11 protein-coding genes are annotated in these 13,536 nt (G+C 63.1%); 4 read left to right on the forward strand and 7 right to left on the reverse strand.

Annotated elements, in window-relative coordinates; all coding sequences use genetic code 11:
• Positions 1–36: 36 nt before the first annotated feature.
• Together AFIC_RS06385 and AFIC_RS06390 are read left to right on the forward strand one after the other, a co-directional pair.
• On the forward strand, positions 37–1,086 hold the full coding sequence (locus AFIC_RS06385; RefSeq protein ID WP_275248305.1) for a hypothetical protein: 1,050 nt from the start codon (positions 37–39) through the stop codon (positions 1,084–1,086).
• Positions 1,087–1,242: 156 nt separating this feature from the next.
• A complete protein-coding gene (locus AFIC_RS06390; RefSeq protein WP_275248306.1) occupies positions 1,243–3,735 on the forward strand; it encodes a putative bifunctional diguanylate cyclase/phosphodiesterase in 2,493 nt (830 codons plus the stop codon).
• A 6-nt stretch (positions 3,736–3,741) separates the two neighbouring features.
• Here AFIC_RS06390 and AFIC_RS06395 read toward each other — a convergent pair whose 3' ends face one another.
• The 6 genes from AFIC_RS06395 to yidD all read right to left on the reverse strand — a co-directional run bounded on the left by AFIC_RS06395 (position 3,742) and on the right by yidD (position 10,929).
• Positions 3,742–4,305 (reverse strand): nitroreductase family protein, encoded by a 564-nt coding sequence (locus AFIC_RS06395; RefSeq protein ID WP_275248307.1) that lies wholly within the window; start codon positions 4,303–4,305, stop codon positions 3,742–3,744.
• A gap of 93 nt (positions 4,306–4,398) precedes the next feature.
• Entirely contained in the window at positions 4,399–6,444 is a 2,046-nt protein-coding gene (thrS, locus tag AFIC_RS06400) for a threonine--tRNA ligase (RefSeq protein ID WP_275248308.1), read from the reverse strand.
• A gap of 98 nt (positions 6,445–6,542) precedes the next feature.
• A complete protein-coding gene (locus AFIC_RS06405; RefSeq protein ID WP_275248309.1) occupies positions 6,543–8,762 on the reverse strand; it encodes a xanthine dehydrogenase family protein molybdopterin-binding subunit in 2,220 nt (739 codons plus the stop codon).
• Positions 8,763–8,782: 20 nt separating this feature from the next.
• Entirely contained in the window at positions 8,783–9,787 is a 1,005-nt protein-coding gene (locus AFIC_RS06410) for an FAD binding domain-containing protein (RefSeq protein WP_275248310.1), read from the reverse strand.
• 11 nt (positions 9,788–9,798) lie between these two features.
• On the reverse strand, positions 9,799–10,419 hold the full coding sequence (locus AFIC_RS06415; protein WP_275248311.1) for a (2Fe-2S)-binding protein: 621 nt from the start codon (positions 10,417–10,419) through the stop codon (positions 9,799–9,801).
• A 168-nt stretch (positions 10,420–10,587) separates the two neighbouring features.
• Positions 10,588–10,929, reverse strand: a complete 342-nt coding sequence (gene yidD, locus AFIC_RS06420; protein WP_275248312.1) for a membrane protein insertion efficiency factor YidD — start codon at positions 10,927–10,929, stop codon at positions 10,588–10,590.
• A gap of 220 nt (positions 10,930–11,149) precedes the next feature.
• Between yidD and AFIC_RS06425 the strand changes: the two genes are divergently transcribed.
• Entirely contained in the window at positions 11,150–12,097 is a 948-nt protein-coding gene (locus tag AFIC_RS06425; protein WP_275248313.1) for a COG3904 family protein, read from the forward strand.
• A gap of 17 nt (positions 12,098–12,114) precedes the next feature.
• Here the strand turns inward: AFIC_RS06425 and AFIC_RS06430 are convergent, their stop codons facing one another.
• Complete coding sequence (locus tag AFIC_RS06430; RefSeq protein ID WP_275248314.1) at positions 12,115–12,588, reverse strand: iron-sulfur cluster assembly scaffold protein; 474 nt, start codon at positions 12,586–12,588, stop codon at positions 12,115–12,117.
• 257 nt (positions 12,589–12,845) lie between these two features.
• Here AFIC_RS06430 and folE point away from each other — a divergent pair, with 257 nt between their 5' ends.
• Positions 12,846–13,529 (forward strand): GTP cyclohydrolase I FolE, encoded by a 684-nt coding sequence (gene folE, locus AFIC_RS06435; protein ID WP_275248658.1) that lies wholly within the window; start codon positions 12,846–12,848, stop codon positions 13,527–13,529.
• Positions 13,530–13,536 lie beyond the last annotated feature (7 nt).

A 13,536-nucleotide genomic window follows, 5' to 3' on the forward strand; every position in this document is an offset into this window, starting at 1 on the left:
TTGAATTCGCCGCCTTTTCAGGGAAAAAGCTACCGTATGATGACATTCCGGCATGGCAGTCTTGTCTCAAGGCGCATGGCGCGCATTGCGTGCGCCTGCATGACGGTCGTGCTGTCCGGCCTGATGTTCGTGGAATCCGCTCATGCGCAGTTTCCCGGCGATCAACCGGCGCCGGTTCCTCCCGGCAGTATTCCGCAGGTGGAGTCGTCAGGGTCTGCCATCAGTCTCGCGCCGCCGTCCGGTTTGTCTCCCGCCGATTTGCCCGCCCAGCTCACCCAGCCGCCGCTGTTGCCGCAGGCTCCGGCGGTTCAGGCCACGCCGCAAGGCACGCTCACTTTGTCCGCGCGTTTCGGCAAGGACATGCCCGCGATCAATGGCGGACTGGTCTGGCGAATCTATTCCGACAAGCCCGGCCCGAACGGAGCGATGCATCTCATCCGCGAGGAGCGCGCCGCGGCGCCGGTGATTCCGCTGCCGCCGGGCGGCTATGTGATCCATGTCAGCCTCGGCCTCGTCAGCGACGTGCGGTCGGTGACGATCAGGCAGGAAGACACCACGCGCGAGGCGTTCGATCTTGCGGCGGGCGGTTTGCGGATCGAGGGCCGTGTCGGTACGTCGAAAATCCCGCAGGGTCAGATCGTGTTCTCGATCTACAAGGGCAGCCAGTTCGAGATCGGCACCGGTGACCGCTCTCCGATCGCGCAGAACGTCGCGGCGGGCGATGTGCTGATGCTGCCGGCTGGAATCTATTATCTGGTCTCGACCTATGGCGACGCCAATTCGATCGTCCGTTCCGACATTCGCGTGCAGGCCGCGAAGCTCACCGATGTCGTGGTTACCCACCGTGCGGCCGTCATCACGCTCAAGCTTGTCGGCGAGAAAGGCGGCGAGGCTCTTGCCAACACCGCATGGTCGGTGCTGACGCCCGCAGGCGACGTCATCAAGGAATCGATCGGCGCGTTTCCGCGCGTGATGCTGGCCGAGGGCGAATACAAGGCCATCGCCAAGAATGACGGCAAGGTGTTCGAGCGTGACTTCGAAGTGAAGAACGGCGTCGATGGCGAAGTCGAAGTGCTGACGCGTTGATTATGACAAAATGTCATAGTCTCTAATTCGGACTAACCATCAAACAAATTTTCCTGTTGCCCTCGCGTGCGGATGCGAGGGATTTACGCCGCCTTAAGTAAGGCGGCATTGGATGCGCGCGCGTGAAGAAGTTGCGTCAATGCGCGAGGATGCGTTGTGAGTGCAATCGGTGTTTCGAACGAAAATATTTCCGGGTCAGATCTGTTCAGCGATTTGTCGGTACTGGAACGAAAATGGCGCGCTGCGCTGAAACCGGGACGCCGGCTGCCTCCCTTTGAGGACGTAACGCTGGGAGGTCTGGGCCGCATCGCCGATAACATGGCGCTGCTTCGGGGGCAGGGCGGCGATATCGAAATCTTGCGTGCCGGGCGCGAGGTCGATGAATGGCTCGAAAGCGAAGTTCACCACACGCCGCTGGCCATGCTGCCGCCGGACTGTGCGCTGGCGCTCGCGGAGGCTTGCGCATCGGCGCAGCACAACCAGAAGCCCTATCTCGCTTCCGCCCATTGCGTGCGCCACGGCAAGGTGCAGGCTTACGACGTTCTCGCGTTGCCGATGGCATCGCGCTGGGGCGATGTGCTCACCAGCATCTATGTTCATGCGCGTGGTCTCGATTTCGACCTGCTGGATGCGGTGTTCTGCGCCACCGATGACGGCGTGCTGTCGCTCGCGGCCATTCGCGATGCCGAAGGGCATCCGGTCGATTTTCAGATCGTGCATCTCAATCAGGGCGCGGCGCGGCTGTTGCGGCTGCCCTCCGACGAATTGCGCTGGTTGCGGCTGAGCGCGGGAACGCATCTGTTGTCATTCACCAACGTGCTGGCGCAACTCGCGGAAGCGACGGGTGCCGCGGCCAATGTGCAGATCGAAGTCGAGGGCGATGGCTTCACCCTGAAACTGAATGTCGCGCCGGTCGGCGACATGCTGTCGGTGATCCTGACGGACGTCACCGACCTGAAGCGCCGCGAAAGATCGTTCCGCCTGCTGTTCGATGCCAACCCGATGCCGATGTGGGTATTCGACGCGCAAACCAAGAATTTTCTCAACGTCAACGATGCGGCCATCCGCCACTATGGATATGACCGCTCGACCTTCCTGAGGATGAATCTCCTCGATATCTGGCCTGAGGATGAGCGCCAGGCCCATGCGGGCGTGCTGGACGAAGTCGGCGATGTCTATCAGTCGGCCCGCAACTGGCGGCATGTGAAGGCCGATGGTTCGGAGATCGAGGTTTTGACATTCGGCCGCCGCGTGGCGTTCGATGGCAGGGACAGCTTTCTGGTGACGGCGGTGGATATCACAGAGCGGCGCAAGGCGGAGGCACGCATCGCCTATATGGCGCATCACGACAACCTCACCGGCTTGCCGAACCGCGTGAAATTCCGCGACCACCTCGACCATGCGCTGGAGCGCGGCGAGGGCGGCGAGGAACGCATCGGTGTGATGTGCATCGATCTCGACATGTTCAAGAATGTGAACGACTCGTTCGGCCACCCGGTCGGCGACCGCCTGCTGAAGATGGTGGCGGAGAGGCTGCACGCCGTTCTGCCCGCAGATTCTCTGGTGGCGCGCCTCGGCGGCGACGAATTCGCGATGATCGTGAAACGCAACCCGATGCCGCGCGAACTCAATGATCTTTCCGCCACGTTGATCGCCAGCGTGAGCGCGCCCTATGCGGTGGACGGGCTGGAGCTCGTGATCGGGGCCAGCGTCGGCATCGCGATGTCGCCGGGTGACGGCGTGACCGGCGACGATCTGCTGCGCAACGCGGACATGGCGCTTTACCGTGCCAAGTCGGAAGGCGGCGGCGCGCATTGCTTCTTCGAGCAGGAAATGGACCGGCAGGCGCAGACCCGCCGCGCACTCGAATTCGATCTGCGTCATGCGCTGGCCAACGGCGAGTTCGAATTGCACTACCAGCCGCTGGTCGATGTCGCGGCCAACCGCATCGTCGCATTCGAGTCGCTCATTCGCTGGCGTCATCCGGAGCGCGGCATGGTTTCGCCAGCGGAGTTTATCCCGGTGGCTGAGGACATCGGGTTGATCGTGACGCTTGGCGAATGGGTGCTGCGCGAGGCCTGCACCGAGGCGGCGAAATGGCCGACGGATATCAAGGTGGCGGTGAACCTGTCGCCGATCCAGTTCAGGAGCCGCAATCTGGTGCAGACCGTGATCGCGGCGCTGGCGCATTCGGGTCTTGCGCCGACGCGGCTGGAGCTGGAAATCACTGAATCGCTGTTTCTCGCGGAGACCGAGGCGAACCTCGCGACGCTGCATCAGCTACGCAGCCTCGGCGTGCGTATCTCGATGGACGATTTCGGCACCGGCTATTCGTCGCTGAGCTACCTGCGCAGCTTCCCGTTCGACAAGATCAAGATCGACCGTTCGTTCGTGCGCGATCTCGCCGAGCGGCAGGACTGTGTGGCAATCGTGAAGGCGATCTCGGGGTTGGGCCAGAGCCTGAACATCTCCACGACAGCGGAAGGCGTCGAGACCGAGGATCAGCTCGACCGCCTGCGCGCGATGGGTTGCACCGAAGTGCAGGGCTTCCTGTTCAGCGCCGCCAGGCCGGGCTGCGAGGTGGCGGGGTTGCTCGACAGGTTCGGGCAGACGCGGGTGAAGGAGAAAGGCGCTGCTGCGGCGGCGTGAGACGACCTAAAATCGCGTCACGATCTCGTTCAGCGGCGGGCGAGGGCGGTCCTCTATCGTCTTGGTCGCTTTGCCGATGTGGATGAAGCCCGCGATCTTCTCGTTCGGCGCAAGGCCGAGCGCATCCATCGCGTCGCGGTCGAACGCCATCCAGCCCGTCACCCAGTCGCAGACGTAGCCGAGCGCGGTCGCGGCGTGAACGATGTTCATCGCACTGGCGCCCGCCGACAATTCCTGTTCCCACGCGGGCACCTTGAAGTGCTCGACGGTCTTGCTCACCACCGCGATCACGAGCGGGGCCTGTGAGAACCGCGTGCGCTCCTTCTCGATCTGGTCGGGTGTCGCCTGCGGATTCTTCTGCGCGAAGATCTTTGCGAAAATCTCGCCAGCACGCGCGCGGCCGTCGCCCTCGAACACGATGAAACGCCAGGGCGACAGCTTGCCGTGATCGGGTACGCGGGAGCCGATGGTGAGGATGGTGTCGAGTTCGTCGGCGGAAGGACCGGGGCTGGTCATTTCCATCGGCTTGAGCGAGCGGCGGGTTTTCAGAAGTTCAAGTGCGTCGGGCATATTCTGTCTTTCAGGTCTGTCTTGTGACCAACAGATAGGAAGACGCCGATGCCCGGCACAAGGGCGGGCACCGGCTTTAAGTTTAGATAGCCTTTAAGCAAGGCCTTTCACTCGCTTCACGTCCGGCGGTGTCGCCTCGGCGGTCAGCGCCTTAAGAGCCTCGTCGAGCGGCAGCACGGTCTGGCCCTCGCGGCCGAGGCGGCGGATCGAGACGGCGCGCGTCTCGGCTTCCTTCTTGCCGACGACGAGAAGGGCCGGGACCTTGGCCAGCGAATGCTCGCGCACCTTGTAGTTGATCTTCTCGTTGCGCAGATCGATGTCGACGCGCAAGCCAGCGGCACGGCAGGCTTCGAACACCTCGCGGGCGTAATCGTCGCCATCCGAGGTGATGGTGGTGATGACCGCCTGCACCGGCGCGAGCCAGAGCGGGAAGTGACCGGCGAAGTGCTCGATCAGGATGCCGGTGAAGCGTTCCAGCGAACCGCAGATCGCGCGATGCACCATCACCGGAGCGACCTTGTTGGAATGCTCGTCGATGTAGAACGCGCCGAACCGTTCCGGCAGGTTGAAGTCCACCTGCGTGGTGCCGCACTGCCATTCGCGGCCGATGGCGTCGCGCAACACATATTCGAACTTCGGGCCGTAGAATGCGCCTTCGCCCGGATTGATCGAGGTCTTGATGCGGTTGCCGGACTTCGCCTTGATCTGCTCCAGCACCTCGGTCATCACGCGTTCGGCGTGATCCCACGCTGCATCCGTGCCGACGCGCTTCTCGGGGCGCGTCGAGAGCTTCACCGTCAATTCGCCCTCGAAGCCGAAATCCTCATAAGTTGAGAGGATCAGATCGTTGATCTTGAGGCATTCGTCCGCGAGTTGTTGTTCGGTGCAGAAGATATGCGCGTCGTCCTGCGTGAAACCGCGCACGCGCATCAGTCCGTGCATCGCGCCCGACGGCTCGTAGCGATGCACGACGCCGAATTCCGCGAGGCGGATCGGCAGTTCGCGATAGCTCTTGAGGCCATGCTTGAAGATCAGCACATGGCCGGGGCAGTTCATCGGCTTGATCGCGAACCAGCGTTTGTCCTCGGCTTCGTCGCCAGCCGACTGCGCCGCGAACATGTTCTCGCGATACCATTCCCAGTGGCCTGAGGTCTCCCACAGCGACTTGTCGAGCATCTGCGGTGCGTTGACCTCGTCGTAATCGGCGGCCAGGCGGCGGCGCATGTAGGCGATGATCGCCTGAAACAGCGTCCAGCCCTTCGCATGCCAGAACACGACGCCGGGACCTTCCTCCTGAAAGTGGAACAGGTCCATCTCGCGGCCGAGACGGCGATGGTCACGCTTCTCGGCTTCCTCAAGCTGCTTGAGGTAATCGTCGAGATCCTGCTGCTTGGCGAAGGCGGTGCCGTAGATGCGCGTCAGCATCGGATTGTTGGAATCGCCGCGCCAGTAGGCGCCCGCGACCTTCATCAGCTTGAAGGCGTTGCCGACCTTGCCGGTCGAGGTCATGTGCGGGCCACGGCAGAGGTCGAACCATTCGCCCTGCTTGTAGATCTTGATCGACTGATCTCCGGGAATGGCATCGACCAGTTCGACCTTGAAATTCTCGCCCTTGTCGCGGAACACCTTCTTGGTGTCGTCGCGCGTCCACACTTCCTTGGTGAAGGGCGCGTCCTTGGCGATGATCTCGCGCATCTTCTTCTCGATGGCGGCGAAGTCCTCCGGCGTGAACGGCTCGTTGCGGAAGAAATCGTAATAGAAGCCGTTGTCGATCACCGGGCCGATGGTGACCTGCGTGCCCGGCCATAGCGCCTGCACGGCTTCGGCCAGCACATGCGCGGCATCGTGCCGGATCAGCTCCAGAGCGCGCGGGTCTTCGCGGTTGATGAATTCGATTTTCGCATCGTGCTCGATCGGGTCGCCGAGGTCGGACACAATGCCGTCGAGCGCCATCGCCACCGTGCGTTTGGCGAGCGAGGGCGAGATGCCCTTGGCGATCTCGAAGCCGGTGGTGTTCTTGGGAAATTCGCGCGTCGCGCCATCAGGGAAGGTGACGGCGATTTTGTCGGGATGTTCGGCGGGCTTGAGGTTGGCGAGGCCGAACTGGAATCCGGACGCGGGCGCTTCTTTATCGGTCATAAGTCTCTCCTGTTGCTCACTCCTGCGAACGAGCGCAGGTAAGCGATAGGAGAGGGATATAGCAGCGGAATCGCCGCGGGCAAAGGCGTTTGAGCGCCTTACGCCGTCAGCAAATCCTCGATCATGACCGGCAATTTGCGGACCCGTACCCCGGTGGCGTGATGGACGGCGTTGGTGATCGCCGCCGCGATGCCCGCCAGCCCGATTTCACCGAGGCCGCGCGCGCCAAGCTCGTTGAAGATCGTATCGGGATGCTCGACGAACGACACATCCATGCGCGGCGCATCGGCATGCGTCGCCATGACGTAATCGGCGAAATTGCTGTTGATCGCCGCTCCATTTTGCGGGTCGTAATGGGTGTGCTCGAACAAGGCCATGCCGACGCCCATGATGACCGCGCCCTCGATCTGGTTGGCGGCCATCTTGCGGTTGATGACACGCCCGCCGTCGATGACGGTGACGACGCGCTCGACCTTCAGTCGCGCGAGCTCCGGCTGCCAGCTCACCTCGGCGAATTGCGCCCCGAAGGAATGCAGGGAGTACTTCTTCTTCAGCGGATCGTTGAAGCCACCTTCGCTCTTGCCGTGCCCCTTGACCGATGCCTTGCCGGCCATTTCCAGCACGCTTGCGAACGGCAATCCGCCACCATCGGTTGAGCCGACCGTGGTGTTGGCAGCAACCACCTTGCCGTCCTTGAAGGTCAGATCGCGCGGCTTGTGGCTGGCGAATGGCGAGTTCGGCGTTTTCACCGCGAGGTCGATAACGGCTTGCTGCGCCTCGCGCACGGCCTGAAGCATCGCGGGAATAACGGAAGCGGTCGCCGCCGAGCCGCCGGAGAACGGGCCGGGCGGCAGGTCGGTGTCGCCGAGCACGACCTCGATCCTGTCGGTGGGCACGCCCGCCTCGGCGGAGACGATCTGCGCCGCCGCCGTGTAAGTGCCGGTGCCGATGTCCTGCGTCGCGCAGGTCACGCGCACGGTGCCGTCCGATTTCAGTTCGACGGCGGCTTGCGTCGGCATGCGCAGCGCGATCCACGAGGCGCCCGCGACGCCCCAGCCGAGGATTTTTCCATCCTTGCTCATCGAGCCGATGCCGGGCGTGCGCTTGCTCCAGCCGAATTTGTCCGCTCCGGTTTGCAGGCATTCGACCATGTGGCGTGACGAGAACGGCAGGCCGCTGCTCTCATCCACCTTCGGCTCGTTCATGATGCGGAACTGAACCGGATCGATCTTCAGCTTGACTGCGAGTTCGTCGATAGCGGATTCCAGCGCGAACAGGCCCGGCACCGCGCCGGGGCCGCGCATCGAAGTCGGCGTGCCGACATTGCGTCTGGCGAGCGAGGACCGCACCAGCAGGTTGGGCGTGGAATAGAGGAACGGCGTCGCCTCGCCGCAATTCTCCGCATAGTCGTCCGATAGCGAGGTGTGGTTGATGGAGTCGTGGCTGAGGCAGACGAGCTTGCCCTCCGCCGTCGCGCCGAGCCTGATGCGCTGCTGCGTCAGCGGCCTGTGGCCTGCGGATTCGAAATTCATCTTCCGGGTGAGGACGAGCTTGATCGGCTTTTTGAGCTTTTTCGCTGCGGCGGCGGCAATGAAGCTGTGCGCCCAAGGCCACAGCTTGCTGCCGAAGCCCGAGCCGATGAACCGTGCGACGACGCGAATATTGTCGGCTGGCTCGCCCAGCACGGCGGCTGCGACCTGCCGGTGATTCACGACCGCCTGACTCGGCTCGTAAAGCGTGAACACGCCATTCTCATAGGTCACGACCGAAGCATGCAGTTCGATGACGGAGTGAGTCTCGGTCGGCGTGACGTAGGTCTCATCGACCTTGACCGGCGCTTCCGCGAACGCCTTCTCCACGTCGCCGCGCTGGCTCTCCGTGGACCATTTCGCAGACTCCAGTTCATCCTTCACGTTGAAGGGTCTGGCGTCGTATGTGACCTTCACCGCATCCGCCGCAGCGGTGGCCTGCTCGAATGTGTCGGCGATGACGGCGGCGACGTACTGGCCATAATAGCGCACTTCATTGTCGGCGAACGGCGGCCGCTTCTCGTCGATCATGCCTTTCTTGTTTGGCGGGTTGAGCTTGCCGATGTTGCCCGAATGCAGCACGAGCCGCACGCCCGGCATCTTTTCGGCAGCCGACGGGTCGAGAGTCTTGATCGTGCCGGCCGCGACGGTGGCACGGACCGGAACGGCATAGAGCATGCCGTCGAAATGATGGTCGGAGGTGTAGATGGCTGTGCCGGTGACTTTCTTCGGCCCGTCCACGCGATTGAGCGGGGAGCCGATCACCTTGCCGGGGTCCACGTAATTCATGGTGCAATCTCGCTATTGGTTCAGGCCAGCTTTGCTGCGGCGTCGAGAGTGTGAACGAGGCATCGCTTTGCCAGTTCGACCTTGAAGCCGTTCTGGCTTTGCGGTTTCGCGTCTTTCAGGAACGCATCGGCGGCGGCACGAAACGCCTCCTTGTCCGGCGCTTTGCCGATGAGTGTTTTCTCCGCGTCCGCGTTACGCCATGGCCGGGTGCCGACGCCGCCCATCGCGAATTGCGCGGTCTCGATCCTGCCGTTCGCGACCGTCATGACCACGGCGGCGGAGGTGAGGGCGAATTCATAGGACACGCGGTCGCGCAGCTTCAGGTAGAGCGAGCGCGATCCGCTCAGTGGCGCGGGCAGGGTGACATGAGTGATGAGGTCGCCGGGCTGCATCACGGTTTCCTTGCTCGGCGTGTTGCCGGGCAGCAGGAAGAAATCAGCGATTGGCACATCGCGTTCGCCCTTCGCGCCGCGAATGTGGATAACGGCGTCGAGCGCCATCAGCGCGACATTCATGTCGGAGGGATTACTGGCGATGCACTGGTCGCTGGTGCCGAGGATCGCGAGCGTGCGGTTGAAGCCGTTGATCGCTGCGCAGCCCGATCCGGGATCGCGTTTGTTGCAAGCCATGTGCTCGTCGCGAAAATAGACGCATCGCGTCCGTTGCAGGAGGTTGCCCGCCGTCGTCGCCATGTTGCGCAGCTGCGCGGACGCACCGGACAAGAGAGCCTGCGACAGAACGGGATAGTTACGCACCACGCGCTCGTCATGCGCGAGGTCGGCGTTGCGGACGGTCGCGCCTATTTTTAAGCCGCCGTCATCGGAAGCTTCGATCTTGTCCAGCGGCAGGTGGTTAATGTCGATCACCTGCTGCGGCGTTTCGACATTCAGCTTCATCAGGTCGATGAGCGTGGTGCCGCCCGCCAGAAAGCGGATGTCCGCGCCTTGCTGGGCGGTCCGCGCGGAGGAGGCGGCCTTGATCGCGGCATCCACATCGTCGGCGCGGCGAAGTTGGAATTGATGCATCTGCGATCTCCTTACGTACCCTGCCGGACCTGCTGGATCGCCGCGACGATGTTCTGATACGCGCCGCAGCGGCAGATGTTGCCGCTCATCAGTTCGCGCACGTCATTGTCGGACGGGCCACACGGCTCTTTCATCAGCGCCACGGCGGACATGATCTGGCCGGAGGTGCAGTAGCCGCACTGATAGCCATCGTGGTCGACGAAGGCGGCCTGCATCGGGTGCAGGTTGCCGGGCTCGCCGAGGCCCTCGATGGTGGTGACTTCGCGCCCGCCCAGCGTGGCGGCGAAGGTCAGGCACGAATTCACGCGGCGGCCATCGACATGCACGGTGCACGCGCCGCACTGGCCGTGGTCGCAGCCTTTCTTGGTGCCGGTGAGGTGGACATGCTCGCGCAGGAAGTCGAGCAGCGTGGTGCGCGGATCGATGGTGGCCGAATAGGGCTTGCCGTTGATGGTCAGTTTCGCATCAACGGCATAGCCCGGCGAGACGGATGTCTGCGTCGGTGTCATGTCAGCCTTGCTTTGGGTTGGCCAGTTGGCAGCAGTTGCGATGCCCGCGGCACCGATGGTTTGCAGGACGGTCCTGCGATCCGGGCCTGCTTTACCCGGTTTGGATGGGTCATGATTTGTCATGCATCCCTCGATGCTCGTGACTCACACTTTCAAAACCCCGCCGGGTTCGAATTTGTCTAACTCCAAACAATAGCGCGGGTTGCGGCCGGTTCCATGACCGGATCGCCAAATGCCTCACACAAAAAAGTGTCGCGAAAACATAAGCGGTTGCGGTGTCCGCCAGCGAAGTCATTCGGGCATGTCATTGACGCCGCGCCAGCGTGCGTAACGCCAGGGCAGATACCAGCGCGCATTCAGCGGTTTCTGCTTCGGCACGAAGTCGAGGCCCGCCGTGCCCCATGGCTGGCAGCGCAGCAACCGCGCCAGCGTCATCCAGCCGCCCGCCCACAATCCGAACCGGCCAATGGCTTCGTCGCCATAGGCCGAGCAGGTCGGAACATGGCGGCAGTTGAATCCGATCAGCGGCGATAGGGTGGAGCGATACAGCCAGATCATGCCGCGTCCGGCGTTGCGCGGCGCGTTCTTCGCCATGTCGCAGGCACGGCAGCCGCAGGACAATTTGAAAGCCATGAGCCTGATCTGGGTATGCGTTGGTTCCGGTTCCAGGAACTATACTGGTTTTTTCGCCACACTTTCACAGCATCGCGCCGGTTTGAATGCATCGCGCCGAATGTTTCATGGACGCTACGGCGCGGCGCCGTTACGCTTTTCATAATGATCGTGTGACAGGATTCGTGTCGCGCCTAATGCCATGTCCGAGGGACGTGGAAGGGATTGAAGGTCTGCTCTCGTGGGGTCGCTCTCATCCGGCGGCTGGGTGCGGGTTTGCGCCGCAGCTCTCCTGATTGCGCTGGTCGGCCTCGCCGCGCGCGAAGAGACCGCACATGCCTCCGGTGCCGCTCAACCAGCTTCACCCGCTCACGCCGCGGACGCGGCCCATGTGGCGGAGACCGTGGAGCCGCGCCGTCAGCCGATGACGTTCGTGTGGCACCCCGCGCCGAAAGGCCGGTGCGCGCCGGATTGTCGCGACTGGATCGAGGCGGTCGGCGTCATCACCAGCGACACGCCCGCATTGTTCGAGAAGACCGCCACCGGCCATGATTTGTCGTCCGCGACCGTGGTGCTGAATTCCAGCGGCGGCTCGGTGCTTGATGCGCTGGCGCTCGGCCGGGTGTGGCGCAAGGCGGGCATCTTCACCACCGTCGGTCGGGTGATCGAGACGGATGGATTGAACGGCAAGGTTCGCGCGATCCAGCCGGATGCCTATTGCGAATCGATGTGCGTGTTCCTGTTGCTGGCGGGGAATACTCGCACCGTGCCACCGGAGGCGCATGTGCGCGTCCACCAGATCTGGATGGGCGACCGCGCCAACGACGCGAAGGCCGCGACCTACACCGCGCAGGATCTGATGATCGTCGAGCGCGATGTCGGCCGCCTTGCGAAATACACCTTCGACATGGGCGGCACCGGCGATCTGCTGACGCTGGCCTTGAGCGTGCCGCCGTGGGAGCCGCTGCATGAATTGTCGCGGGCCGAATTGCGGCTGGGCAACCTTGTGACCGACGAACCGGTGGTAGCCGACGCGCCGAAGCTCGAGCTGCCGCACACGGTGACTGTGGGCAAGCCTGTCGTGACCAAGCCTATTCAGGATCGCGTGGCGACCGTTCCGGCAGCGATGGCGCCGACCAAGACGGCGGAAGCCCTGCCGCCGACCGGCGGAGCCGCGGCCGGGCAATAATGCGGGCGGCAGTCGGACTATTCGGCGGGAGCCGTGTCGGCGTCGAGCGCGCCTGACGCCTTCTCTTTATTCTCGATCTGGTCGATGGCATCGACCACGGCGTCGAACGTCAGCAGCGTCGAGGCATGGCGGGCCTTGTAGTCCCGCACCGGCTCCAGCACCGCGATGTCGGCCCATTTGCCGTCGGGCGGCGAGCCGTTGTCTTTGAGCATCTTCGTCACGGTGTCGCGCAACTGGCGCAACTCGTCGGCGTTCGAGCCGATGATGTGGCGCGCCATGATCGAGGAGGAGGCCTGACCCAGCGCGCAGGCTTTCACGTCATGGCCGAAATCGGTGACGACGCCGTCCTTCATGGTGAGGTCGATCTTCACGGTGGAGCCGCACAGCTTGGAATGCGCCGTCGCCGAGGCGTCGGGATGGGGAAGGCGGCCCAGGCGCGGGATATTGCCGGCCAGTTCGATGATTTTCTTGTTGTAGATGTCGCTAATCATAAGATGCCCAAGGGACCGGAAGGGCTCTAAAGGGGTCAAGGTGACCCTTGGCTCGCGGTCCTGCGATCCTATATAATGGCTCGTTCGCAGGAATAAACCTGTCGAATGGACCGGCTGCCCCCGAAACCCGCGTTTTGGTGTTCGGCAGCCTTAAAAACCCACGCAAGGCGTCCGATGGCCCCGCAGGGCCTCTGGCGACCCGGTGACACTCCGGCCCCGTCTTTGGCAATGAAGGGCCGGTCGAACGGAGAGCCATGATGGATGCTGTCATCAAGCCGCTGCGCAGCAAGCTCGACAAGACCGAAGTCCCTGCCTCGGAGATCGAGGAGGCGGCGGTCAAGCCGGATCAGTCGCGCCCGTCGCGCGATGAGGCCGAACAGGCGGTCAAGACGCTGCTGGCCTATATCGGCGAGAATCCCTCGCGCGAGGGACTGCTGGATACGCCGCGCCGGATGGTCGAAGCCTATGACGAACTGTTTCAGGGCTACCACCAGTGCCCGGCCGAGGTGCTGAACCGTACCTTCGGCGAGACGGCGGGCTATGACGATTTCGTCCTGATCCGCGACATCGAATTCCATTCGCATTGCGAGCATCATGTCATGCCGTTCTACGGCAAGGCGCATATCGCCTATACGCCGGTCGACCGCGTGGTGGGGCTGTCGAAGATCGCGCGCCTCGTCGATGCGTTCGCGCATCGCTTGCAGACGCAGGAGCATCTCACCGCGCAGATCGCCGCGGCGCTCGACAAGGTGTTGCAGCCGCGCGGCGTCGCGGTGCTGCTCGAGGCCGAGCACACCTGCATGTCGGTGCGCGGCATCGCCAAGCACGGGGCGAAGACGGTGACTTCGCGTTTCACTGGAATGTTCTATGACAATCCGGATGAACAGAACCGTTTTCTGCATATGGTGCGGGGCATTAGCGCGCCATTTTCAGGCGCTTGAAGTTTCA

This window comes from [Pseudomonas] carboxydohydrogena (assembly GCF_029030725.1).
Taxonomy (GTDB): Bacteria; Pseudomonadota; Alphaproteobacteria; order Rhizobiales; family Xanthobacteraceae; genus Afipia; species Afipia carboxydohydrogena.